The organism is Streptomyces umbrinus, from assembly GCF_030817415.1.
GTDB lineage: Bacteria > Actinomycetota > Actinomycetes > Streptomycetales > Streptomycetaceae > Streptomyces > Streptomyces umbrinus_A.
The window spans coordinates 11,766,972-11,790,576 of sequence record NZ_JAUSZI010000002.1 but is presented as its reverse complement, the minus strand read 5'-3'; the positions used below and the strand labels follow the sequence as shown (position 1 = coordinate 11,790,576).

At 68.4% G+C, this 23,605-nt stretch carries 25 protein-coding genes and 4 pseudogenes; 17 read left to right on the top strand and 12 right to left on the bottom strand.

Features of this window, described 5'->3' with window-relative positions:
- Nucleotides 1–128 precede the first annotated feature (128 nt).
- Nucleotides 129–492: pseudogene (locus QF035_RS52540) on the bottom strand (MFS transporter); the annotation flags it as partial.
- On the opposite strand from QF035_RS52540, the gene QF035_RS52535 reads away from it, so the two are divergent.
- Both QF035_RS52535 and QF035_RS56090 read left to right on the top strand, forming a co-directional pair.
- Nucleotides 432–851 (top strand): DUF1801 domain-containing protein, encoded by a 420-nt coding sequence (locus QF035_RS52535; protein ID WP_307531992.1) that lies wholly within the window; start codon nt 432–434, stop codon nt 849–851. The pseudogene QF035_RS52540 and the gene QF035_RS52535 sit on opposite strands and share 61 nt — an antisense overlap.
- Nucleotides 852–1,141: 290 nt before the next feature.
- Nucleotides 1,142–1,267 (top strand): ATP-binding cassette domain-containing protein, encoded by a 126-nt coding sequence (locus QF035_RS56090; protein ID WP_373466889.1) that lies wholly within the window; start codon nt 1,142–1,144, stop codon nt 1,265–1,267.
- A 207-nt stretch (nt 1,268–1,474) separates the two neighbouring features.
- Here the strand turns inward: QF035_RS56090 and QF035_RS52530 are convergent, their stop codons facing one another.
- Entirely contained in the window at nt 1,475–3,022 is a 1,548-nt protein-coding gene (locus tag QF035_RS52530; protein WP_307530053.1) for a glycoside hydrolase family 32 protein, read from the bottom strand.
- A gap of 177 nt (nt 3,023–3,199) precedes the next feature.
- Here QF035_RS52530 and QF035_RS52525 point away from each other — a divergent pair, with 177 nt between their 5' ends.
- Genes QF035_RS52525 through QF035_RS52510 form a run of 4 tightly spaced genes read left to right on the top strand, consistent with a single transcriptional unit; the run spans nt 3,200 to nt 7,806 of the window.
- Nucleotides 3,200–4,609 carry an extracellular solute-binding protein gene (locus tag QF035_RS52525; RefSeq protein WP_307530051.1) on the top strand — a complete coding sequence of 470 codons (1,410 nt, stop codon included), beginning with the start codon at nt 3,200–3,202 and terminating at the stop codon, nt 4,607–4,609.
- Nucleotides 4,606–5,556, top strand: a complete 951-nt coding sequence (locus QF035_RS52520) for a carbohydrate ABC transporter permease (protein WP_307530049.1) — start codon at nt 4,606–4,608, stop codon at nt 5,554–5,556. Before QF035_RS52525 ends, QF035_RS52520 begins: the two co-directional genes overlap by 4 nt.
- 16 nt (nt 5,557–5,572) lie before the next feature.
- The gene (locus QF035_RS52515; protein WP_307530047.1) at nt 5,573–6,427 is read left to right on the top strand and encodes a carbohydrate ABC transporter permease; all 855 of its coding nucleotides are present in this window, start codon (nt 5,573–5,575) and stop codon (nt 6,425–6,427) included.
- Nucleotides 6,424–7,806, top strand: coding sequence for a glycoside hydrolase family 32 protein (locus QF035_RS52510; RefSeq protein ID WP_307530045.1), 1,383 nt, complete (start codon nt 6,424–6,426; stop codon nt 7,804–7,806). The genes QF035_RS52515 and QF035_RS52510 overlap by 4 nt, the downstream gene beginning before the upstream one ends.
- Here the strand turns inward: QF035_RS52510 and QF035_RS52505 are convergent.
- Nucleotides 7,769–8,833: a LacI family DNA-binding transcriptional regulator gene (locus tag QF035_RS52505; protein ID WP_307531990.1), complete on the bottom strand. Its 1,065-nt coding sequence runs from the start codon at nt 8,831–8,833 to the stop codon at nt 7,769–7,771. The two genes, QF035_RS52510 and QF035_RS52505, sit on opposite strands and share 38 nt — an antisense overlap.
- Before the next feature lie 108 nt (nt 8,834–8,941).
- Between QF035_RS52505 and QF035_RS52500 the strand changes: the two genes are divergently transcribed.
- The 3 genes and pseudogenes from QF035_RS52500 (at nt 8,942) to QF035_RS56085 (ending at nt 11,403) form a co-directional block, all read left to right on the top strand.
- Nucleotides 8,942–9,772 (top strand): aldo/keto reductase, encoded by an 831-nt coding sequence (locus QF035_RS52500; RefSeq protein WP_307530043.1) that lies wholly within the window; start codon nt 8,942–8,944, stop codon nt 9,770–9,772.
- Nucleotides 9,773–10,139: 367 nt separating this feature from the next.
- Nucleotides 10,140–10,622 carry a transposase gene (locus QF035_RS52495; protein WP_307530042.1) on the top strand — a complete coding sequence of 161 codons (483 nt, stop codon included), beginning with the start codon at nt 10,140–10,142 and terminating at the stop codon, nt 10,620–10,622.
- Nucleotides 10,623–10,657: 35 nt separating this feature from the next.
- Nucleotides 10,658–11,403, top strand: a pseudogene (locus QF035_RS56085) (IS701 family transposase).
- On the opposite strand, the gene QF035_RS52480 reads toward QF035_RS56085, so the two are convergent.
- Nucleotides 11,337–12,227, bottom strand: coding sequence for an IS3 family transposase (locus QF035_RS52480; protein ID WP_307531055.1), 891 nt, complete (start codon nt 12,225–12,227; stop codon nt 11,337–11,339). The pseudogene QF035_RS56085 and the gene QF035_RS52480 sit on opposite strands and share 67 nt — an antisense overlap.
- A gap of 23 nt (nt 12,228–12,250) precedes the next feature.
- Nucleotides 12,251–12,538 carry a transposase gene (locus QF035_RS52475; protein WP_307530036.1) on the bottom strand — a complete coding sequence of 96 codons (288 nt, stop codon included), beginning with the start codon at nt 12,536–12,538 and terminating at the stop codon, nt 12,251–12,253.
- A 110-nt stretch (nt 12,539–12,648) separates the two neighbouring features.
- Here QF035_RS52475 and QF035_RS52470 point away from each other — a divergent pair.
- Nucleotides 12,649–13,389: pseudogene (locus tag QF035_RS52470) on the top strand (IS701 family transposase); the annotation flags it as partial.
- Nucleotides 13,390–13,853: 464 nt separating this feature from the next.
- Here the strand turns inward: QF035_RS52470 and QF035_RS52465 are convergent.
- On the bottom strand, nt 13,854–14,264 hold the full coding sequence (locus QF035_RS52465; RefSeq protein ID WP_307075448.1) for a hypothetical protein: 411 nt from the start codon (nt 14,262–14,264) through the stop codon (nt 13,854–13,856).
- 636 nt (nt 14,265–14,900) lie between these two features.
- Nucleotides 14,901–15,953: pseudogene (locus QF035_RS56335) on the bottom strand (IS630 family transposase); the annotation flags it as partial.
- A gap of 85 nt (nt 15,954–16,038) precedes the next feature.
- On the opposite strand from QF035_RS56335, the gene QF035_RS52450 reads away from it, so the two are divergent.
- Nucleotides 16,039–16,521: an Imm26 family immunity protein gene (locus QF035_RS52450; protein WP_307530030.1), complete on the top strand. Its 483-nt coding sequence runs from the start codon at nt 16,039–16,041 to the stop codon at nt 16,519–16,521.
- 180 nt (nt 16,522–16,701) lie between these two features.
- Here the strand turns inward: QF035_RS52450 and QF035_RS52445 are convergent, their stop codons facing one another.
- Nucleotides 16,702–16,905: a cold-shock protein gene (locus tag QF035_RS52445; RefSeq protein WP_189838565.1), complete on the bottom strand. Its 204-nt coding sequence runs from the start codon at nt 16,903–16,905 to the stop codon at nt 16,702–16,704.
- A gap of 305 nt (nt 16,906–17,210) precedes the next feature.
- Here QF035_RS52445 and QF035_RS52440 point away from each other — a divergent pair, with 305 nt between their 5' ends.
- From QF035_RS52440 to QF035_RS52420, 5 genes are all read left to right on the top strand, one after another.
- On the top strand, nt 17,211–17,573 hold the full coding sequence (locus tag QF035_RS52440; RefSeq protein ID WP_307530027.1) for a hypothetical protein: 363 nt from the start codon (nt 17,211–17,213) through the stop codon (nt 17,571–17,573).
- A 216-nt stretch (nt 17,574–17,789) separates the two neighbouring features.
- The gene (locus tag QF035_RS52435; protein ID WP_307530025.1) at nt 17,790–18,239 is read left to right on the top strand and encodes a hypothetical protein; all 450 of its coding nucleotides are present in this window, start codon (nt 17,790–17,792) and stop codon (nt 18,237–18,239) included.
- Between the two features lie 76 nt (nt 18,240–18,315).
- Complete coding sequence (locus tag QF035_RS52430; protein WP_307530023.1) at nt 18,316–19,299, top strand: hypothetical protein; 984 nt, start codon at nt 18,316–18,318, stop codon at nt 19,297–19,299.
- A 205-nt stretch (nt 19,300–19,504) separates the two neighbouring features.
- Nucleotides 19,505–19,675 (top strand): hypothetical protein, encoded by a 171-nt coding sequence (locus tag QF035_RS52425; RefSeq protein WP_307530022.1) that lies wholly within the window; start codon nt 19,505–19,507, stop codon nt 19,673–19,675.
- A gap of 75 nt (nt 19,676–19,750) precedes the next feature.
- Nucleotides 19,751–20,158, top strand: coding sequence for a hypothetical protein (locus QF035_RS52420; protein ID WP_307530020.1), 408 nt, complete (start codon nt 19,751–19,753; stop codon nt 20,156–20,158).
- A 105-nt stretch (nt 20,159–20,263) separates the two neighbouring features.
- On the opposite strand, the gene QF035_RS52415 is transcribed toward QF035_RS52420, so the two are convergent.
- Nucleotides 20,264–20,674, bottom strand: a complete 411-nt coding sequence (locus QF035_RS52415; protein WP_307530018.1) for a (4Fe-4S)-binding protein — start codon at nt 20,672–20,674, stop codon at nt 20,264–20,266.
- A gap of 30 nt (nt 20,675–20,704) precedes the next feature.
- Entirely contained in the window at nt 20,705–21,013 is a 309-nt protein-coding gene (locus QF035_RS52410) for a GNAT family N-acetyltransferase (RefSeq protein WP_307530016.1), read from the bottom strand.
- Between the two features lie 436 nt (nt 21,014–21,449).
- Between QF035_RS52410 and QF035_RS52405 the strand changes: the two genes are divergently transcribed.
- Nucleotides 21,450–21,917 (top strand): MarR family winged helix-turn-helix transcriptional regulator, encoded by a 468-nt coding sequence (locus QF035_RS52405; RefSeq protein WP_307530014.1) that lies wholly within the window; start codon nt 21,450–21,452, stop codon nt 21,915–21,917.
- 263 nt (nt 21,918–22,180) lie between these two features.
- Here QF035_RS52405 and QF035_RS52400 read toward each other — a convergent pair whose 3' ends face one another.
- Nucleotides 22,181–22,579 (bottom strand): nuclear transport factor 2 family protein, encoded by a 399-nt coding sequence (locus tag QF035_RS52400; RefSeq protein ID WP_307530013.1) that lies wholly within the window; start codon nt 22,577–22,579, stop codon nt 22,181–22,183.
- A 136-nt stretch (nt 22,580–22,715) separates the two neighbouring features.
- Nucleotides 22,716–23,489, bottom strand: coding sequence for an SDR family NAD(P)-dependent oxidoreductase (locus QF035_RS52395; protein ID WP_307530011.1), 774 nt, complete (start codon nt 23,487–23,489; stop codon nt 22,716–22,718).
- Nucleotides 23,490–23,605: the final 116 nt, after the last annotated feature.

The following is a 23,605-nucleotide window of genomic DNA, read 5'->3' as shown; positions in this document are numbered from 1 at the left end:
GAGGACGGGTTGGCGGTCTCTGTCGAGTTCAGCATCGGGCGGATGAGGTTCTGGCGAAGACGTGGACGACGGTGCCCGGTGCCGTCGACGGTGAGGGCGGCCGGCTTCCCCCGACGGGGCAGGCCGGGTCACCGGCTGCTCGCACTGGTGGCGATCGCGGGGAGGACGGCGAGAGCGAGGATGCCGCCGGTGAGGGCGAGGACGGGGTAGCCGGAGGCGGAGACGACGAGGCCGGAGCTGAAGCCCCCGGTGGCGCCGGCGATGGCGATGGAGACGTCGGCCATGCCCTGGTTCTTGGCGCGGGTGGCCAGCGGCACGGCATCGGTGATCATCGCGGTGCCGGAGACGAGGCCCAGGTTCCAGCCCAGCCGCGGCAGGCGCCGCGGCGGCGGTGATTTGATTCCGGCGGCGAGGAGGGTGAGGCAAGGAGGCTGCGGCTATCGGCGTACGGCCGTACCGGTCGACGAGCCAGCCGGTCAGCGGGGAGGGCAATACAGACATCAAGTCACGTACCGCCCTCTCAGAAGGAGACAATCGAGTATCTGCGGGCCGCTGTCCTCGGCTCGGACCCTGGCATCACCGAAAACGTGAAGTGGAAGGCACCCAGCTTTCTCCGTGGGGGCGAGGACCGGGTGACCTTTCAGCTCCGGGCCAAGAAGGGCGTCCAACTCATCTTCCATCGAGGTGCCAAGGTGAAGGACGACCGGGCGGACTTCAGGTTCAGCGATGAGAGTGGTCTGCTCGGTTGGATCAGCAGTGACAGGGCCACGGTCATCTTCCAGGACCTGGACGACGTCAAGGCCAACGAGGAGGCCTTCGTGACCCTGGTCAGGAGCTGGGTCAATACGTAGCCCGACCGATGACCGATTGTTCGGCTTCGGCAGCACGGCGTTCACGATCGTTGCGGCCGCGCCGGCGTCAGAGGGTGGCGGTCAGCTCAGCGCCGCCCTTGGTCTTCGTCAGGGGCATCGATGCCCAACAGAGCATCGACATCGGCGGCTTGTTGTGGACCCGGAGCGGCGGGATCCACCCCGTGCCCCTCGTCCGCCGTTCGTCGAAGGCTCGCTACGGTGGCCAACCTCCAGAGGCTGCTCGGAGCACAGCGTGCCGCCACTGACGATGAACGCTCGGCCCTCGAAGAGTGGGCGCAGTTGGCCGTACAGGAACTCGCACAGTCCTCGGCCCTTCCGGTTGCGGCAAGTCGACGCTGCTGAACGTGACGGCCGGGACGATCCGTCCCGGCCGTTGGCGGAACCGGAGAAGATGAGCGAACGCGCGCTCCACGAACCACCGTTGAGCGCCTTCCGGAATCCAGCGCAGGGCCACGCAGCAGGAGTGCCCGGAAGGCGTCCCGGCGGTGTGGCTCGCTGCCCAGCGCGTCGATGAGTACGCCGTCTTCGACCCTCACGAGCCAAGCGTGCGCACTCCCGGCCTCCGGCCCCACCTTCTTTTTGAACGCGGTGAGTTCAGGACTTCACATGGTGAACTCCCGTATCACTGTGTTCCGGAACACCGCCGTGCCCCCGATCGAGAACAGCGCGAGCCCCGTGTCGATCAGATACGGGAACGCCTGCGACGAGTGCACGTACCGGCCGTCGTCGACGAACATCTCGACGGACGTGCGGTCGACCAGGATCCGCAGCCTCACCGTGCGGGCCGACGGGTCGAAGGGGCTGTGACTCTCCTGCCACTTGCCGGAGTTGTCGGGGTTGACGGTGGTGCGGCGGTTGACGAACGCGAAGTCGTCGTAGATCCCGGCGTCGATGTGCCGCCCCCCGTCGGGAGAACGGCGCAGCTGGAGGCCGGCGCCGGTCAGTGTGTCCCAGGTGATCTCGGCGGTCACCTCGTAGGACGTGCCGGTGTAGTCGAGGACGCGGGTGCCGTCGACCTCCAGGTCGCCCAGGTCCACGGTGCGCGAGACGTGGTCGTCCAGGGCGGAGACCGGCCGCGAGGCGAGGTAGTACGTCCCGTTCGCGGCCCGCTTCAGGGTGATCTCGCGGACGATCGAGTCGGTGCCGTTGAAACCGTCGCAGTCGATGGTGGGGGTGGTGTTGGCGTAGTCCCAGTTGTTGAGCCAGCCGATCGCGTGCCGGACGGACGGATCCACCGAACCGTCGTCCCGGCGCCTCTCGAACGTGACCGCCCCGTACCAGTCCCACCCGTGGTCGAGCCACTGCGGATCGCTCGTGTCGGCGGTGAACGTGGTGCCGTCGAAGGAACCGGTCCAGTACGCGTACGTGTTGGGCAGCCCGGCCGCCTTGCCGTTGGCGCTCGCGCCCAGCACCCACTTCGCCGTGCCGTCGTCCGCGGTGATGCGGAACAGGTCGGGACACTCCAGGACGCCGATGCCGTCCTTGATGAAACCGCCGACGTACGTCCACGACTTCAGGTCCGCCGAGTGGTAGAAGCCGATCTTGTTGTTCTCGGCGAGGGTCATCACCCAGCGACCGCGTTCCTCGTCGCGGACGACCTTGGGATCGCGGAAGTCGTGCACACCGGGGTTGGCCAGCACCGGGTCGGTGCCGTGGTTGCGGAAGGTGCGGCCGCCGTCGGTGGAGTAGTACAGGTACTGCGCCTGAGTGACGTCGTCGGGCGCCATGGTGGCGATGACGATCACCGCGCCCGCGCCGAAGCCGGCGGTGTTGTCGGTGTCGACCACCGCCGAGCCCGACCAGACGTCGCCGACCGGGGTGGTGTCCTTCGGCACGGCGATCCCGCGGTCGGTGAACACGACCAGATCGGTGCTGGTAGCCAGCCGCCAGGCGGTGCCCGCGGTCGTGCCGCCCGTCAGGTAGTGCGCGTTGTAGAGGTAGTAGTAGTGGTACTCGCCGTCGATCCACACCGGTCGCTGCGGATCGTTCTTCCACTGGTCAGGGACCGTGAAGTGGTACGCGGCGCGGTAACTGGCGCAACCGGCTGCGGACTTGGGTTTCGCGGCGGCCGGGGATGCGGCCGGCAGCAGCACGACTGCCGCGCCCGCGGCCGATCCGGTGAAGAGCGCTCTCCTGGACATCCCACGCATCACACATCGTTTCCTCTCGTCACTGAGCTCGTTGAGCTCGGAACGGCGGCTCATGGGGTCAGGACTGTGCGACCTAACTCGTTAAAGGTCAAGGGGTGCACGACACTTGACAGCACCGTTGCGCACTTTCCATCATCTGGGGCATCAACCCTCAACTAACACGAGTTAGGCCCGTTGATGACCGACTCGCACGTCTCCCGCCGCAGGCTGCTGCGGTACGGCGCCTACGGCGCGGGTGCCGCAGCCCTGACCGGCACCGCAGCGAGCTGGGACCGGCTCACCGGAGCCGACATCCCCGGCCGCGACGACGGTTCCCTCGTCGTCGCCACCCTCGGCCCCGCCTACGGACCCGAGGCCATCCGCACCCTCACCGAGGGCTTCGGCGAGGTGCACCCCGACATCAAGCTCCGGATCAACGCGGTGCAGGCCGTCGACTGGTCGGACTTCTTCGCGAAGATCCTCACCCAGATCGCGGCGGGCACCGCCCCCGACCTCGTCTATGTCGCCACCGAGGGCGTCCAGCTCTTCGCCCAGCGCCTCGGCGTCGCGCTGGACCAGTGGGTGAAGCGGGACGCGGCCGAACTGCGCGAGTACTTCGCCGACGTCCACCCCTCACTGGTGGAGTCGATGATGTACGAGGGAAGCCTCTACCAGCTGCCGGTCGAATTCAACGCGGCCGACATGTACCTCAACAACCAGGTCCTGAAGCGGGCGGGCGCGAGCTTCCCCGCGGCCGACTGGACCCGCGACGACTTCACCTCGCTGCTGAGGGATATGAAGAAGTCCAGCGGCAGCCGGTTCACCCCGTACTTCTGGACCAACCGCCTGTGGGGCGGTGTGGTGCCCTGGCTCTTCGCCAACGGCACGAACCTGCTCACCGAGACCAAGGCGCCCGGCGGCGCCTGGCTGTGGGACTCCTTCTACCCGGCCGCCGAACGGCAGGGTCGCGGGGGCGGCTTCCGCTGGACGACCCCGCAGGCCACACACGACCGCGTGGAGGAGGTGTACGACTACCTCGCCTCCCTCATCCATGAGGACCTGTGCACCCGCCCCGAGGGCGGCAACGGCCAGAACCTCGTCGGCGTGTTCTCCACCGGCCGGGTCGGCGTCACGCCAGCCGGCGGCTTCTGGGCGGGCGGTCTGCATCTCGCGGGCATGCAGGCAGCCGACTACGACGTGCAGTACTTCCCACGCTGGCGCACCCAGCGCATGCAGTTCGGCGCCGCCGGCTACGCCCTGCTGCGCACGTCGAAGCGGCAGGAGGAGGCCTGGGAGTTCATCAAGTACGCCGCCCGAAGGGACACGCTGATGCGGCTGTTCAAGACCAACCAGACCACGCCGGCCCGCCGTTCGATGCTGACCGCCGACCGCTACCGGGAGACCGGCCCGAACCACTGGCAGACCTTCTACGACACCCTCGACAAGTTCCCCGACACCGGGCCGATCCCCGCCCCGCCGCAGGTCGCCGAGGTCGAGCAGGTGCTGCTCAAGCACACCGGAACCGCGCTCGCCGCCCGGCGCTCGGTGGGTCCCGCCCTGCGCCGGATGCAGGGCGATCTGGAGAAGGCCATGGAGCGTGACGTATGACGACCACCCGGACCTCCGCCCGGACCAGGACGGTGACTCCCCCGCCCGTGCCACCCGCGCCACCGTCCGCCCGCGACCGCGGCACCCGCCTGCTGGCCACGCTGTTCCTGGCCCCGACGATCGTCGGCATCGTCGTCTTCACGGTCGTCCCGATCGCCGGCTCGGTGGTGCTGAGCCTCTTCCACTGGAACGTGATCGACGACCCCAGCTTCGCGGGCGCCGCCAACTACCGCGAGACGCTGAGCGATTCGACCGTCCTGGTGTCCTTCCGCAACACGCTCGTGTTCATGGTGCTCGCGGTCGCGCTCCAACTGCTGATCGCACTGGTGCTGGCGCTCGCGGTGAACGGACGGATGCCGGTGTGGCTGCGCTCGGTGTTCCGTTCGGCGTTCTTCTTCCCGCTGGTGCTGTCCGCCGCGTCGATCTCGGTGGTGATGAAGTACCTGTTCAACCAGGACTTCGGTGTCGTCAACTGGCTGCTCGGGCTGATCGGCATCGCTCCGGTGCCGTGGCTCACCTCCGAGAACTCGGCGATGGCGGCGGTCATACTCGTCTACGTCTGGCAGCAGTTCGGCTTCTCCTTCCTGCTGTTCGTCGGGGGCCTGAACAACATCCCCAAGGAGATCCACGAGGCCGCCTCCCTCGATGGCGCGACCGGTCTGCGCAAGCACCTCAACGTCACTCTGCCGCTGCTGTCACCCACCCTGCTGGTCGCGTCGGTGGTCGGCATCATCAACGCCCTGCAGGTCTTCGAGCAGCCGTACGTCCTCACCAACGGCGGGCCCGGCGACTCCACCCGCACCGTCGTGATGGTCATCTACGAGAGCGCGTTCGAGCAGCTCCGCTTCGGCGAGGCGTCCGCGGTGGGCGTGCTGCTGTTCGTTCTGATCATGGCGGTCACCGCCCTCCAGTTCCGGCTCAGCCGGCGTTTCGTCCACTACCAGTGAGCCGGGTGAATCCCCCATGACCCAAGCGATTTCGACCGTGAGCCGGGCCCGCCACTCGCTCGCTCCGTGGGCGCGGATCACCGCACTGGCGGTGTGCGCCCTGCTGACGCTCGGTCCGGTCATCTGGACCGTCTCCACCTCGCTGCGCACGCCGGCCGAGTCCTTCGACCTGCCGCCGAGGATCATTCCGACCAATCCGACCGTGGAGTCCTACCGCGGGGTCTTCGACCAGATCGATGTGTGGCTGCTCGCCCTGAACTCCACCCTCGTGACCGCCTTGATCGCAGTCGGCCAGATGATCACCGCGGGTCTCGCCGGCTACGCGTTCGCCCGTCTCGAATTCCGCTTCAAGAAGCCGCTGTTCGCACTGGTCCTCGCAACCATGATGGTCCCCTTGCAGGTCACGATCGTTCCGGTGTTCCTGGTGCTCAAGTCGATGAGTCTGACCGACACACTGCTCGGTCTGATCATCCCGGCGTTTCCGACCGCGTTCGGCACCTTCCTGATGCGCCAGTACTTTCTCGGCATGCCGAAGGACCTGGGCGAGGCGGCGATGCTGGACGGCTGCGGGCCCTGGCGGATCTTCCGCTCGGTCTACGCCCCGCTGGCCGCGCCCGGCCTCGCGATCGTCGGAGTGCTGGCTTTCAACTACCACTGGAACGAGTTCTTCCGGCCGCTGATCCTGGAGACCTCTGGCCAGAACTACACCCTGCCGCTGGGCCTCGTCTCCCTCCAGGGCAATCTCGGCACCGGCTCCATCTCGGTCGTCCTCGCCGGTGTCGTCCTTTCCATGATCCCCGCCGTCGCCGTGTTCGTCGTCGGCCAGCGCCCTCTGCGCGAGGGCATCACCTCCGCAGGAGTCAACCGTTGAAGCACGACCGCGACGCCCCGCGTTTTCGGGTCCGTCCGCCCGCCCAGTGGCTCAACGACCCGAACGGGCCGTTCCGTTGGCGCGACCGCTACCATCTCTTCTACCAGCACAACCCCGACGCCCCGCGCCACGCGAACGTCCACTGGGGCCATGCCTCCAGTCGCGACCTCGCCCACTGGGAACACCACCCCATCGCGCTCACCCCGACACCCGGCGGCCCCGACGAGGCGGGCTGCTGGTCCGGGTGCGTGGTCGACGACGACGGCGTACCGACCGCCGTATACACCGGTGTCAATCGCCATCACGGCGGCCTCGGCACCATCTGCCTGGCCCGGGCGGTCGTCCCGGACGACGAGACCCTCACCGACTGGAAGCCCCTGCCCACACCGGTCGTGACCGGCCCGCCGGCCGGCCTGGACGTCGTGATGTTCCGCGACCCGTTCGTCTTCCGCAGCGGCGGGCGGCGCTGGGCACTGATCGGGGCGGGCCACTCCGACGGCACGCCGTCGGTCCTGCTCTACGACTGCGACGACCTGGCCCACTGGCGGTTCGCCGGTGTGCTGCTCGACGGCAACGACCCTGTGGCGACGGACGTGTTCGGCGACAAGGCAACCGGCTGGGAGTGCCCGCAGCTGTTCGCGACGGCGAGCGGGCAGTGGGTGCTCGTGGTGTCACAGTGGGACGGCGACCCGATGGGCACTGGCTTCCTGACAGGCCGTCTCGAGCCGGACAGCGACGGTGGGCTGCGGTTCGGGGCCCGCACCGGCGGCCGGCTCGACCACGGGCAGGACTTCTACGCACCCGCAGTCCTCCAGGAGGCAAACCGGGCCCTGATGTGGGGCTGGTCCTGGGAGGCCCGTGAGCAGGACGAGGTGGACGCTGCGGGCTGGGCCGGCGTCCTCACCGCACCGAGGGTCGTGGGCGTCCATCCGGACGGCGCGCTGAACGTCGTACCGGCTCCGGAGCTGCGACTGCTGCGCGCGGCCGAGCCGTTCGCCACCGCACCGGAACGCACCCCGCTGCCGCAGTCGTACGACCTGACGGTCACCGCCGGCACACCGACCACCGTCAGCCTGCTGCGCTCCGCCTCCGGCGCGGAGCTGACGATCCGCCTCGACCCGGACGAAGGCACCGTGACCCTGGATCGCAGCCACTGGCCGCGGACCCGGAGCGAGGGGTCGGTCCCCCTCGTCGTGCGGGCGCCCGCGCGGGAGGTGCGTATCCTCGTCGACGGCTCCCTGTTCGAGCTGTTCGCCGACGATCGCGCCACCGTCACCGAGCGGATCTACCGACGTCCCGACGACGTGCCCGAACTCGTCGTGTCCGGGGCCGGGGCCACCGTCATCGGATGGGAGCAGGTCCCACCGACGAGCGGCTGATCACCGGGCCGGCGAGGCGCCGTACCGTCGCGGGCGGCGTCTTGCCTGTCTCGATGGCGTCGAGGAGGAGCCGGGTGGCCGCCTCGCCCATCGCCCGGTGCGGGAGGGCGACGGTGGTCAGGGGCGGGGACAGGAAGGCGGCCATGTGCTCCTGGTCGTCGTACCCGACCACGGACAGATCTTCGGGGACGGTGATACCGAGCCGGGCAGCGGCGTGCAGTGCGCCCGCGGCGACGCGGTCGTTGTAGCAGAAGAACCCGGTGGGGCGGCGGTCGGCGGGCACGCCGTCGAGCAGCCGCAGCGCTCCCTCGTAGCCGCCGGAGATCTCGCCGCCGGTCCGCACGACCCACTCATTGGGGACGGTGATCCCCTCAACGCGCAGCGCGTCACGCAAGCCGCGCAGCCGCTCGACCGAGGCGATGTCGTCGAGGCCCCCGACGTGGGCGATCCTGCGGTGCCCCTCGTCGAGGAGCAGACGGGCGGCCATACGGCCTCCGGCGCGTTCGGCGGGGATGACAGCAGGCAGCGAGCCGTCCTCGGGAACGCAGTTGGCGAGGACGGAATGGGTGCGGTGCAGGCCCTCGGGGACGCGGACGCGGCGCAGGGAGAAGGCGGCGTAGATGATGCCGTCCACACGTCGGTCGAGAAGCTCGGCGACCGCGGCGTCCTCCTTGGCACGGTCGCCTCCGGAGTCGACGGTCAGGACGAGGTGCTCGTGGTCCCAGGCGGTGTCCATCGCGCCGCGCAGCAGCCGGCCGGCGAAGGGCGAGGAGGCGATCTCGTCGGTGACCAGGCCGATCACGGCCGTACGACGGCGGCGCAGTCCGCGTGCGACGGGATCGGGGCGGTATCCGAGCTGGGCGGCGGCCTGGCGGATGCGTTCCTGGGTGGCCGGCGAGAGGTTGCCCTCGGCCCGGCCGTTGAACACGAAGGAGACCGCGGTGTGCGACACGCCCGCGAGCCGCGCGACGTCCCGGGACGTGGGGCGTCCATGGCCTGCCGGCTGCTTCTCCTCACTGCTGCCCATGCCGTCCGCTGCCTTCATCCCCCGCCGGTTCCCCGCCCGTGCACTTGATCACTGCTCACCCTATCCGTGACGCTGGGGGGACGACACAGTCGAAGGGAAGGTCCGGTAGTGATCAGCATCCCGGTACACACGCTCAACGACGGCACCAGGTTCCCGGCGATCGGCCTGGGCACCTGGCCCATGAGCGACGCGGAGGCGGAAGGAGCGGTGGCGGAGGGCCTGCGTCTGGGCTACCGCCTGGTCGACACGGCGACGAACTACCGCAACGAGGTCGGTGTCGGGCTCGGCGTCGCCCGCAGCGGCGTCCCCCGCGAGGAGATCGTGGTGACGACCAAGCTCCCGGGCCGGCACCACGGGTATGAGGAGACCCTGGCCTCCTTCGAGGAGTCCCGCGCCCGGCTCGGCCTGGACTACGTCGACCTGTATCTCATCCACTGGCCGCTGCCCCGCGTCGGCAAGTACGTCGACTCCTGGCGGGCCATGATCAAGCTGCGCGAGGAGGGTCCCGTGCGGTCGATCGGCGTCTCCAACTTCACGCCGGAGCACATCGAGAGGCTGGAGAAGGAGACCGGCATCCTGCCCTCCGTCAACCAGATCGAACTGCACCCTCACTTCCCGCAGGACGAACTGCGGGCCTTCCACACCGCCAAGGGCATCCTGACCGAGAGCTGGAGCCCGCTGGGCCGCGGTTCCGGCCTCCTGGACGACCCCATCGTCGTCAGCACCGCCGAGGCACACGGAGTGACGCCGGGCCAGGTGGTCCTGCGCTGGCACACGCAGCTCGGGGCAGTGCCGATCCCGAAGTCGTCGGATCCGGGGCGACAGCGCGCGAATCTCGACGTCTTCGGCTTCGAGCTGAGCCCGGCGGACATGCACGCGATCGCCGACCGTGCCCATGAGCGTATGGGCGGAGATCCGGATGTGCACGAGGAATTCTAAGTGAGCGCTTGGCGCTGTTTCACGCCGATACATTGCGTATGGGCAGACCCAGTGGAGTGAGGCGGGAGAGGCCAGTGAGCAGCTGGGTTGCGCTGGGCCGGAAGCGAGCCGTTTCGTCCTGGCACCTCCTGTCTCATCCCAACTCGGCCCGGCTCCTTGGTCTTTGCCCCTGGCCGGGCCGGTCACCGCGCGGTACATCGGAAACCTGACCCCGCGCGACGGCTACCCCAGCGACCTGCCCGACGAGCGCTCGGAGCTGATCGAACCCGTACTCACTGCCGGGCGGACCCGGCGCCGCCGTGACGCCAGGACACCGACCGCCCGCCCCTGCACGACCTGCGACAGATCATGAACGCGATCCCTCCACGTGGACCGCACCGGCGTCCCCTGCCGCTACCTGCCGCACGACTGCGCCCCGTGGGCCACGGTCTACAACTACTGCGCCAAGTGGCAGCAGGACGGGGTGTTCGAGCAGCTCACAAGGCTGCTGCGGCGCCTGGTCCGCGAGGCCGAAGGCCGTGGAGCCGAGCCGTCTGCCTGCGAGCTGGCCTCCCAGACCGTGAAAACCTCCGCCACCGCGCATCCCACCGACCAGGGCACCGACACCGGCAAACGGAACATCGGGCGCAAGCGCCACCTGGGCTGCGACACACTCGGCCCGCTGCTGACCGTGCTGGTCACCGCCGCCAGCATCGCCTACACCGCGGCCGGCGTGACCCTGCTGTCCCCGATCGCCGCCGCATACCCCAGCGTGCGCAAGGCCTGGCCCAAACGAACGTGCTCGGACTGCGCAGCCACGGCACCTAGCGGTGGTTTGTTGACGGCGGGTTCGTGCGGGAGTAGGCCGTGAGGTGAAGGCGTCAACTACGGTCTGGGGAGCCTGAGATGACGAAGCGGCTGCCGTGTCCGCCCGCACCGGGCCCGCTGGAGGCGTACGCCGCCGGCTTCGACGATCTCTTCGGGACGTTGGCCCAGCGGCGGGGGTTTCGCGAATACCTGGCCGGCCTGTTGCTGCCCCGGGACCGCAACAAAACGCTCACCTGCCTGGCCGGCACGGAGCCCGTGGCGGGTGCCCACCATGCGGCCGTGCAGCGCCTGCAGTTCTTCCTGTCCGAATCGACCTGGGACGGCGCGCAAATCAACGCCCGCCACCTTGAGCTGTTGCTGGCCGACCCGGCGACCGCGCCGCATGACGGCGGGGTGCTGGTCATCGACGATTCCGTGACCGCAAGGACGGCAGCGCGACCGCGCACGTGGGCAAGCAGTACCTCGGCTCGGTCGGGAAGATCGACCGCGGCGTGGTCACGGTGACCACCTGCTGGGCCGACGAACGCCTCTACTACCCGCTGCATGCCGTGCCCTACACCCCCGCCCACCACTTCCCCGGCGGGAAGAACGACCCGCCCTTTCGCACCAAGCTGCAGATCGGGGCCGCCCTGGCCCGCGCGGCAAAGACGGCCGGCGTGGTGTTCCGGGCGGTCGTCGCCGACTGCGCCTACGGCGACCACAACACCTTCCGCGCCGAACTGTCTGAAGTTCCCCCCGCGAACTGGACAGCGGGTGTTTACGCTGCCGGGGCGAGGTTCTGCCTGAGCAGGGATCTCGTTTCGAGCGGGGTGACGTACCCGTAGTCGGGGTGCCGACGGAGTCGGCTGCGGTTGTACTCGACCTCGATGTAGCGGAAAACGTCGGCCCGGGCCGCCTCGCGGGTCTCCCACACGGTCGTCCCGATCTCCGCTTTCAGGATGGCGAACCAGCTTTCCGCGGCGGCGTTATCGTAACAAGAGCCGACGCGTCCCATCGACTGCCTCATGCGCAACTTGCCTATTTCGGTGCGGAATTCGTCACTCGTGTATTCACTGCCGCGATCCGTGTGCATGATGCAGCGGTACTCCAGGCCGCCACGCCCGGCCGCCATCCGCAGGGCAGCGACCGGCAGCTCGGCGCGGTGGTGGTCGGCCATCGCCCAGCCGACCACCTCCCGCGTCGCGAGATCGATGCAGGTCGCCAGATACAACTTGCCTTCCAGCGTGACAAGTTCGGTCATGTCTCCGACCAAGCGCATCCCGGGCCGGGGTGCGGTGAAGTCCCGGCCGATCAGGTCGAGCGCGAACACCGCCCGCTTCGCCTGCCGGGTCAGGCCCCGACGCCGGCGGCGGGTGATCCCGGCGATCCGGTGTTTGCGCATCAGCCGCTCGACCTTCTTGGAGTTCACCGCCCGCCCGGCCCGCCGCAGGGCGGCGTGGACACGCGGGGCCCCGTAGGCACCGCGAGATCCGGCATGCAGCACCCGGATCTCGCCCACCAGCACCTCCTCGGCCCGCTCCCGCACCGCCCGGGCCGGCCCTGCCGCCCTGTGCGCGTAGTAGGTGGAACGGGACACCCCCAGCACACGGCACAGAAACGCAACGCTGTGACCTGCGAGATTCCCCTCCGATGCCTTCTCCGCATCGATGAGGTGACACCGTGCCGCGGTGCCTACCTCATCTTGTCCTGAGCGAAGAAGGCGGTCGCTTTTCCCAGAACCTCGATCGTGGCCTCCTGCTCGCGGACCTTCCGCCGCAGCCGGACCAGCCCCTCACGCTCCGCAGTGGTCAAAGCCCCGGCGGGCCCCTCACCGCGGTCGATCTTCGCCTGCTTCACCCACCCGCGCAGCCCTTCCGGACTCACGCCCAGATCACTCGCCACCTCGGTGACCGTCTTCTCCGAGGACAACGCCAAGGCGACCGCGTCCCGCTTGAACTCGGCCGTGTACCGCTTACTCATGTTGCTCTTCTGGCTCACTACCTGTGACTGCTTCCTCCGGGACCATCCGTCCCAGTATCAAGCTGTCCGACCGGCAGGGGGAACCTCAGTCCGACGCCCGCATGCCGTTCGTGATGGCCCTCAAACGCGGCCACGGCACCTGGCAGTACAAGGACGCCTTCCGGCCCGTCGACGCCGCCCGCGAACTCGCCTGGCACGGCCCGGAACAGAGCGGCGACTGGCAGCCGGTGACCCGCACCTTCCGCAACGGACGCACCGCGACCTGGTGGGCCGCCGACGCCCAGCTGGACTGGCGGGGCCCCAACGGTGTGATCCGGCTCGTGGTGGCCACCACCCACCCGGCCAGCCTGCCCGAGACGTCCACCTGGTACCTGGCCACCAACCTGCCCCACCCCAACGCAGCCTGCGCCGCCACCAGCCCGCACCCGCCGGCCGACCTCGCCGAGATCGTCCGCCTCTACGGCCTGCGGCCGTGGATCGAGCAGAGCTACAAGCAGGTCAAGGACGAACTCGGCTGGGCCGACTTCCAAGTCCGTTCCGACCGTGCCATCCGACGACATCAGACCCTCGTCAACTGCGCCTTCTCCTTCTGCTGGGACCAATGGTTCGCCCCACCCGGCCCCGTGGATGCCACCGCGCCGGACCTGTGCCCCAGCGAGGAGCCAGAGAGGGGGGCCGGCCCTGTCCCACCAGCACCAACAGCCCTGCTGGCCCAGGGCCTTACGGGCGATCCGTTCCTGGCTCGCCCCCGCCGTCACTCTCAACCAATGGTGGCGAGCCTGGACGGACAAAGACCCGCCCTCCGAGCTCCAGGCCCTGATCGACGCGGTCACCACCGGACACGGCATTGACCTCTACCGCCGGATTTAACGAACTACCGTTACTGAGGTTTTCGGGTTGGTGTCGGGGGATGATCCCTGCGCTACGCCGGTTGTATGCGATACGCGAGAAGACCTCGGTGATCGCGAAGGATTTGCGGGTGAGCGAGCGGTCGGTGGAACCGTCGGCGAAAGCGACTTCCGACATGAGCGCGGCGGCGATCTGGTGCCGTGAACGCAGCCGCCTGCGCAGCGTGACGGCGGTCTCCAGCTGCGCGCTGCGGACCGCGGCTGGTCCTTGGCAGTGGCGTCTGTGGGGGGCCTCCCGCACCCCTTTCGGCGGCGGTTGAACCGGGCTCAGGCACGTATCTCCTGTGGACGATCAACAGACCTGTCGCTGGATACTGGGAGTGACGCCGCGCGCCAGACCTTCGGTTTACGCCGGGATGCAGTCCATCGCCCGGCTCATTCGATGGCGTAGGTGATGAGGACCGCGCTCAGCGGATGGCCTGGGCCTGGACCGTCCACGTGGTGTGAAACGTCATCCCTTGACAGCGGATGTCGGAGTCTTCCTTCAACTTCACAGCGGCAGCCAGCACGAATGGCAGGTTGGCCTGACTGAGGTCAAGCGTGGGCAGGGGGCCCACGCCGGCTGTGGACAGTTCGATCTGATCGTGGCAGTACGTCATGTCGTCGGCGTTCGCCACGGTGTCGACAACGACTTCGCCGACGGCAATGGAGGTCAGTTGGGCCCTTACATTGCTGTTCGGGTTGGTGAAGGTGAGGGTGACGTCTGCGGTTTCACCGGGCAGCAGTGTGGCGGTTTGCTCGCCGGTGACCGTGATGGGGACGAAGTACTCGGCGGAGCCTGCCACTGGGCCCGATGTGCTCTGCTGGATGAAAGGCATGATGTGCCTCCTGCTCGGACGGACTGGATGTGCGTAGGAACGGTCTGTCCTCGGCGGCCCGTGCTCACCGACGCTCGTCAGCGATCAGTGGGCGCTGCCGTGGATTTTCTTGCCGGGACCTGGAGTCGGCGGCTCACAGCCGCCCGGGAGCCCGATCAGCCGATGTGGCCACATCGGCCTATGGGCCTGGGAAGGGGCCAGCGCTCTGTCGTCGAGAACGCGGACGGCCCTCCCGCTCAGGCCGATCGAAACAGTGGTGAGGGAAGAACACGTCGGCCGGAAACCGCTGCCTCTGCGGGCACTCAGGAAAACGGTCAGGACGGCAGCCGAACCCCGGCCTGGAACGCCGTCCCTGGGGCCGACGGTGGGCCAGCTGCCACTCTCCTGTGGAGGGACGGGCGGCCCACCTGTTCGGATACGTAAAGTAACCCATTTGCACCACGTCGTTGACAAGCATGTTGACGTCACGTCACCCGAACAGTGGAGCGCTCGGAGTCGGCAGCGCGCGGGAAGTGCGCCCTTCGGGTCGTCCCGCATGCGATGGCCTGGCCCCGGGGCGCGCCCGCGACATGGGTGCGGCCGGCCGACGGGAGTCGCTCCCTGAGCCAGCCGGCCCCTGTGTCTTGTATGCGGCCGTCATGCCCTCACGGGCAGCCGGTTCACGGGTACTGAAGCTTTTCGTATTAGCGTCAGATTTGGGGTGATGGTCAGTCCGGTTCTCTGTCAGGCAGCCGTCGATGAGGTCGGGGCGGCGCTGGATCTGGCTCAGTGCCCGGCGCAGGGTGCGGGTGAGGTGGTCGGGGTCGGGGTCGGTGAAGGCGACGTTGGCCAGGGCTCCGCGCCGAAGTAACGACCAGATCCCTTCCACCGGGTTGAGATCGGGTGCGTAACTGGGGAGCTGGCAGATGGTGAGCCAGTCGTGGTCAGCGGCGTATTGGCGCATCCCAGCTGCCCGGTGAGTGTTCAGATTGTCCCAGACCAGAACGATGGGGGCGCCGAGCTGCAGGTGAGCGCGGACGGCGAGGTCGCGGTAGTCGGTCCAGGCGAAGCTCTTGCGGGCGCCCTTCCAGGGCAGGTGGAAGCGCGGACGGTAGATAAGCCGGGACCTCTCGCCGGGCTTGTAGCAGGCCAGCGCGGCGATCGAGATCCGACGCCGGGACCGGCCACGGACCCGCACCACGGGAGTGCGTCCGCGCCGGCTCCAGGTTCGGGCATGCGGCGGCGTCATCGCGAACCCGGCCTCGTCCTCGAAGAGGATGCAGGCCCCGAGCGCCGCCGCGGTGCTTCCACCTGCGGCCACACGTCTTTCTTCCACAACCCCACGGCGAGTTCGTCGCGCTCGAGCGCCCGGCGGGCCGGGCTCTGCCAGGACCAGCCGTGCCGGTGCAGCAGCCGCCACACCCCCGAGATCGAGCAGGTGACATGGAACTTGCGGGCGATCGCCGTCTTGACGCGTTCCAGCGTCCACCGCTGGTCTTCCCAGCCGCGCGCGGCCGGCCCCCTGCCGAGTTCCTCCTCCAGCACGGCGAACTGCGCCTCGGATATTTTGGGCGATTTCGCCGGGCCTGAGGACGCCAGCGCCGTCGCTCCACCCTCGCGCCAGGCACGACGCCACCGCTCCACCGACCGCTCGCTCACCCGCAAATCCTTCGCGATCACCGAGGTCTTCTCACCCCGCACGAACCGCTCGCCGTCGTTGCCATGATCTCGGTCGCGCCCTCTGGCCGTTTCCGGGGAATTGGGGCGCGCATTCGTCAAAGGAGCGCGCTTCGTCATGCCGTTGAAGAAGATGAAGGGGCAGCGTCGCTCGCACCACGTGGGCGACGTGTTTGCGCTCCGGCTGGAGGCCTCCGCGTACCGGTTCGGCAGAATCGTCAAGATCGGTGAGAGTGGTCCACGAGGCAGGTTCCCCGGCGGCATCCTCGCCTACCTCTCCGACGTTCCCGCCGAAGCTCCGGAGCCGGATCCGGGAGTGCTGACTCCGGACCGGCTACTCATGCCTCCCTTCTTCACCATCAACTGGGCATGGAACAAGGGGTATTTCCGGACCGTGGCCCACGAAGACCTGGAACCCACGCACCTGCTGAAGCGGCACTGCTTCTACGACGCCAGCACCGACGGCTACGTGGACGAGAACGACGACGTGCTTCCCGGTCGGGTCGAGCCCTGCGGCTGGTTTGCTCTCACCAACTTCCAGCACTTCCAGCACGAGGCCATAGCGGGACGCCCTGCGTACGGTGCAATTCCCAGGAAATGACCGCGCAGAGTTCACTCTCCACCTGCTGGCGTGCAACTGGCACGGCCAACTCGTCGCACCGATAGGCAGCAATCGGTTCAAGCACTTGGGACTGGGACGTCGTTCCCACTGCGGCACACGATGCGTCGGGCCCCGGAACATGAGACATGTTCCGGGGCCCGACGATGTCTGACCGTGGCGTCAGGCGGGCGTGATGTTCTCCGCCTGCGGGCCCTTCTGCCCCTGCGTGACGTCGAAGTTCACGACCTGGCCTTCTTGGAGCTCGCGGAAGCCGGAGGAGTTGATGTTGGAGTAGTGGGCGAAGACGTCCGGTCCGCCGCCGTCCTGCTCGATGAAGCCGAAGCCCTTTTCAGCGTTGAACCACTTGACGGTTCCCCTGGCCATGCTGGTGCCTTCCAGTCGATGTCGGGAACCGCACCGCGCGGCCCCGGAGGTGATCGCCCTGGACTGCACAGCAAGAAGCCCGCGCCGGAGCGCGGGCAGGAACTGCGAACCACGACATCTGAGGACGACGCTACACGGCGAAGCGGGCTGCCACCAGAGAGCAACAACCGTGATCCGGGCCACGTCACGCGTGCCGCCCCGTAGCGATCCGCGCGCAGCGCCGGCCCAGGTCCGGGGTGTGGGTGCCGTGCCCCCCTCACTTGGCATAGTTGACCCCGCCGAAGTGGCAGGGAAGCAAGAGGGGCATGGACAACGGACCGGAGTGCCACCGGGTCGAGTTCGCGAGCGGTTCCGCCGCCTCGGTGGAGAACCGGCGCTCCTTCCGCGACCAGGTCATCGCCGAACTCGCACCGGCGAGGGAAGGCTCCGAACCGCTCGAGACGAACACCGCCTACCAGGCCATAGTGAACGCCTTCAACCAGCACCCCGACCAGGAGTTCCGAGCCCGCGAGCTGCACGAACTCCTCGGCATGCCCACCCACGAAGCGTCGGTCAACGTCACCCGCGCCCGCCTCGCCCGCCTCGCCCGCCTCGCCCGCCTCGCCCGCCTCGCCCGCCAAGGCTTCCTCACCCAACCCGGACGAGGCCCCAACCAGAAACGGACTTAACGTCCAGTCAGGTCTCGGCGTTGGCGAAGGCCAGGGGACCTGCCGCCAGCTGCCGCACCGCACAGTCCCGACGGCGGCTCGGTCCTGACATCTGTCAGGACCGAGCAGTGCCGGGCCCGGCTTAGTCTCAGGGCCGATCAACACGGGGGAGGCTCGCGCAGGCGGCCGACTGCTGCTGAAGCGCCACCCCGTTCCGTACGCCAACGGAGGAGCATCGTGACAACTGCACGTCGTGTGGTGGGATCCATCGCGGTCACCGCAGCACTGATCGCCGGTAGCACCGTCCTGGCCACCGCGCCGGCTGCCGCGAAGGGGGAAGCCGCAGCCGCGCCCGCCCAGGTCCAGCTGGCCAGCTGGGACAGCAACGTCTACCTCTACTACAGCGGCTCCAGCAACAGCTCCTGGAGCAAGTACGGCACCGGGGTCAATGACTTCGCGGGGCACACTTTCGCGGCCGACGGCGAGGGCCACGGCCAGAACGTGAAGAACAACGTGTATCGCGCCTGGAACAACGATCAGAACTTCAGGGCCCGCATCTTCTACAACGAGAACCAGAACGCCAGCGGCGACGCTCCCTACGACGACGTCTGGCCCGGAGAGGCCCGCGCGCTGAACTCCGGAGTACAGAACAACAACGCCTCGCTCGGCTGGTACTACGCCGGCTGATGCGTGTCCGGCCCGCCCGCGCACTGGTGGGCGGGCTCGCACTGCCGCACCCGCACCCCGGAAGGGATACGACAACATGCCGGCGCGACGAATTCACAGGACCAGGCGTCTCGGGGCGGCCGTCATCCTGCTCGCCGTCACGGCGGCGTGCGCGCAGGGACAGGCGGCGGAGTCGACGCCGACGCCCACTCCGCCTGGAACACCGACGGCTTCCGGGCCGCTTCCCGTCATCGCAGTGCCGAAAATGCTCGACGTCAGCTCCCTGGTACTGCCCGTCGAGCCCTACCTGTTCACCGACCGCCAGGTCGGGCGCCTGTTCCGGGCCAAGGCGGTACTGACCGAGTCGTGCATGCGGCGCTTCGGCCATTCCTGGCCCGCCCCCACCGGTCCCATCCCGAAGACGGGCACGCTGAACCCGGCCAACACGGCGCACCGGTACGGCATCATGGACGTGGCCAAGGCAGCACGCTACGGCTACCACCCGGTTCCCGGCTCGGTGCCGCCGCAGGTCAAGGACAAGCCCACGGGGCCGCAGCCGGGGCGGGAGGCAATGCTCGTTCTGCGCGGGTTGAATCCGGACGGCACACCGGCGGGCGCTGACTCGCACGGTCGTCGGCTCCCTGCGGGCGGTTGCCAGGGCGAGGCCACCAAGGCACTGTCGGGGGACCCACAGAAGCTGGGGAACCGGGAGCTCGTCGGCGCGATCAACATCGGCAGCTACCGTGACTCACAACGCGATCCTCGTGTGGTGGCGGTCTTCCGTGCCTGGTCACGGTGCATGGAGCGGCACAACAGCGACTACACCTACGCCGACCCGACCCGAGCGCCCGGCAAGGACCCCAAGTTCAACGGTCCGACGGCCGGCCGGGCCGAGCTCACGCTCGCAAGCACGGACGTGGCCTGCAAACAGGAGACGAACGTCATCGGCGTCTGGTCGTCGGTCGACGCGGCGTACCAGCGGCGAGCGATGGCTGCGAAGCAACGCGAACTCACCGCCGTCAAGAAGGACATGCGTACTCAACTGGCCAACGCCGACCAGGCACTGGCCGGGCGACGCTGACGAGCACTCAGGCGGGGAGCGGATCCCGAAGACCGGATCGAGCAGGCCGTCGGGGGTGCCCCCTTTGGCTTTGGTCAAGGGGTGGTGCGGACCGATAAGGTCTACGGATCCCGCGCGAACCGCGCCTACCTGTGCAGATGTGGCATAGGCTGCACGATCCAGGAGAAGGCCTACCAGGTCCGCAATCGCAAGGACCTCGGCTCCCGTGGGCGGCCGGCCGCCGAAGTTCGACAAGGTCGACCACCGCGAGCGACACGCGGTGGAGTGCGGGATCAACCTGCTGAAGAGGCACCGCGCGGTGGCGGCGAGATTCGAGAGGCTGGCTGTCCGCTACCAAGCGACCGTGCTGGTCGCTGCCATCAACGATTGGCCGTGACAAGCCAGAGCGGGTTCGGAAGGTTCCAGGGAAGACCCTTCGAGGACATGACTACTGACCTGCCACCCTGGTGAGATGCTGCTCAAACTGACCGGCTCCAGCTGTTCGGGCAAGACCACGCTCGCCTACTCCGTGGGCGAGCGGCTGGGGCGGATCGCCGTGCACGACTTCGACGAACTCGGCGTACCGGAAGACGCCGATCGCCAGTGGCGAAGCCGCATGACCGAGACGTGGGTGCGTCGCGCACTGGAATACCAGGACCGTGGAGTCGACCTCCTGCTGACCGGGCAGTCCCCGCTGGGAGAGGTCCTGGCCAGCCCCTCCGCCCCGTTGCTGGATGGCATCGCGGTCTGTCTGGTCGACGTGTCCGATGAGGCCCAGCGCGGCAGGCTCACCAAGCGCGACTCGGACCGATGGGACGCTCCGGCGGTCGATGCCTTCCTCGGCTGGGCCGCCTGGCACCGTACCGCCGCCCCCCCGTGACGCAGCGGCGGGGCGAGCGGGCCGCCTCTACTTGTTGGCCCGCCCGGGAGATCGACGATGCTCAGCACGTCAGAGGTGCCGTACTCGGAGAACCGCACGGCCGCGTCACTGACCGCAGGGCCCCGCACGGTCGCAGTACGGCTGGAGGCGGCTCTGCCCGCAGCCGCACAGCACGACCCTGGTCTCGGCGCGTGCGCCCTGCGGCGTGTCCACACTCAGCTCCCCGCGCACGGCCAGCTGACCGGTGGCACTGCGGGTGATCGTGGTGGGCCGGTCGGGGGTTTCCGCCACGCCCTCTACGAGTTCGTACCGGAGCGCGCCCGAGGGACAGCGCCGCACCACTTCCGCCAGCCGCTCGGCCGTGGATCCATCCGGTTGGATCCACGGCCGCTTCGTCGTGTCGAACACCTCGGGCAGGCCATGGACGCATTCGGCGGCATGGAGGCAGCGCCTGGCCTCGAAAGTCACCGTGATCGACTCCGCCCGGTATGTCTTCCGCTCTGATTCGCCGCTCATGCCCGCCTTCACCACCGTCGTGTCGGCTTCTCAGTCACTGACCTGGCTGCGGGACTGGTACAGCAGGTCCTGGTACTCGGGGTGTCGGCTGATCCAGCCCGCGAAGAAGGGGCAGGTGGCCAGCACCCGCAGGTTCGCGGCACGTGCCTCGTCAAGGGCCGTGCGGGCCAGCGCGGACCCGACTCCCGCGCCCTCGTACTCCGCCTCGACCTCGGTGTGCACGAAGGCAACGAGCTCCGTCGTACGGATGTATTCCGCGACGCCCGCCACCTTGGTCTCTCCATCGACACGGGCCTCGTAGCGCTTCGCCTCGGGCACGTCGCTCACTTCGACCGTCATGTGTCCTCCTTGTGGGGCCTGATCCCGCTCAACTCGGCAGAATCCCGCCGGCCGGGGCATCAGCCTAACCTCATCAGGTTGATGCATCAACTTAACAGTCGACGAGGGAGCGAGCGCGCGGTGCAGGAGAATCCGTCGACACGGCGATCCGCCGGGACCAGCTCCGGCATTACCCGACCTCACGGCCGACAAATCCCTGGAACTCGACCTGCGGGAGACGCGGTCCGCACCACGCGCTCGTGGCTTCGAACCGGACAGCTTCGGTACGCTCTCCGCCCGTCCGACGGGCATCGACCCCGGCACCTTCCTGCTCGCGCACCAAGGCCGGGTCTGCGCCGAAGCGCCTCGGTCACGACGGACGTGGCCTCGCCGAGGGTCACATCGCCCCCCCCACCGCGAGTGGATGAGCTGTCAACAATTTCGTTAGACTGCCCTCATGGACGCACCGCCGCGCTGGCTCGATCCGGAAGAGAAGGCCGCCTGGGACAGCTTCATCCGCATGCAGGAGAAACTCGTCGGACGACTGTCCCGCCGCATACAGGCCGACTCCGGAATGTCCGCCGCAGACTACCTCGTGCTCGTAAGCCTCACCGAAAGAGGCGACGGGCGGATGCGCTTCCTGGACCTGGCCAAACGCGTGGAGTGGGAAAAGAGCCGGATGTCCCATCAGGTCACGCGGATGGCGAAACGCGGGCTCGTGTCCAAGGAGGAATGCCCCGACGACGGACGCGGAGCATTCATCGTCGCCACCCCCGGCGGTTACAAGGCGATCGAAGAGGCCGCACCCCAGCACGTCGAGCACGTCCGCCGCCTGTTCATCGATGCCCTGACCCCGAACCAGCTCAGCACACTCGCCCAGCTGAGCAAGCGTGTCCTGGACCACATGGAGAAGCAGCCGGACTGACCGGGCGAGGGGATGCAGCTCCCTGGATCACGGGACGGCAGCCCTGTAGCAGCCCGGCGGGGACGTCATGGCGTGCGGGCCGCCGGCCGAGTGCGCGACGGACTCGCTCACCGCTGAGCCACTCGTCCGGGGTCAGAAGGGTCGGCCGGCAGGCCAAGCATTCCGCGGGCCTCCTCGAGCGCCGGATGGTGTCCCTTGCCAAGGGCCCTCAGAGGCCACGCCCGACGTCCCGATCGATGGAACAGCTCCTCGCCTGGAGTCACCTACGTCGGTACAGGAGCTGGGACCGGACCCAGGTAGAACCGTGACCGGGCGATCCGTCCGTCTCGGATCCAAACAATGGCAGGCCCGCCCAGCACCACCGTCGCGCCGTCCGGCCCGGTACCCACCATCTCCCACTCTGTCCAGAATTCCGGGCCTGCGGTGGCACGGCGCAGGAGCTGTGCCCGGATGTCAGGAAGCCGGCCGTAGATTGCGGTCCAGTTGGCGAGTACATGCTCGTTGCCAGTGAATCCTTCCGCTGGGCGATGCGGCACCTCGGCCACGTAATCCGGGGTGAAGCAGTCCGCCACCTGCTGAGGATCATGCGAGTTGATCGCGTCCCTGAGACGCTCGACCGGGTCCTGTCGGCTCATCGTGCTCATCTCCATGTCGTCCGTCATCGGCTCTGTCCCTGCGGTGTCTTCCAGTCACCGGGCTCCCGGTACTACCGGATCGCATGGCCGCGGTCAGGCGGCGCGGGTCCCCGGCTCGGTCGCGGCGACGCCCCTGCAAAACTGCAGCCGTGGTCGCGCCACATCAGCGGAAGAGATTGGTCTGGCCGTTCGACGCGGTCAGACCACCATCGACGGCGATGTGCGCGCCGTTGACGTACGAGGCGCCGTCACCGGCGAGGAACGCCACGACAGCGGCCACCTCGGCGGGATCGCCGGGCCGGCCCATGGGCACGCGGTCGTCGAACCGGTCGCGCAGCGGCGTGCCTTCGGCGAGCGCTGCCCGGATCTCCTCGCTGCTGGTCGTCACACCGGGATGGACCGCGTTGACCCGGATCTCCCGGCCGTGGTCGAGGGCCATCGCATTGGTCAGATTGGCCACCGCGCCCTTGGTCGCGTTGTAGGCGGCCTGTGTCCAGTCACCGCGCACGCCGCCCACGGAACCGATGTTGACGATGCACCCGCGGGCCGCGCGCAGGTGGGGCAAGGCGGCCCGGGAGGCAAAGAACGGGCCGTCGACGTTCACGCTCATCATGGCGCGATAGGCATCCTCGCTGGTGCTCTCCACAGTGCCCGGCTGCGCCAGCCCTGCGTTGTTGACGAGTACGTCCAGATGCCCGAACCGCTCGGCCACCCCGTTCATGAGCGCCGTGACGGCGGTCAGGTCGGAGACATCGCCGACCCACAGGTGCATGTCACCCCCGTCCGGACCGCTCTCGACAGCCTGGCGCAAGGTCGATTCGGTACGCCCCACCAGTACGGTGGTGTATCCGTCGGCGGCGAAGCGGTGCGCGATATGGACGCCCAGGCCGCCCCCGGCGCCGGTGATCACGGCCACGCGGCTGTTCTGGTCGTTCACCAAGTCCTCCTGATGCATGGGTGCTTCGAACACTAGGAAGATCACGGAAGTCGCGGCATGTATCAGGGCGACAACCGACCGGAACATCGGCGACAAACACATCCTGAGAGCAGACC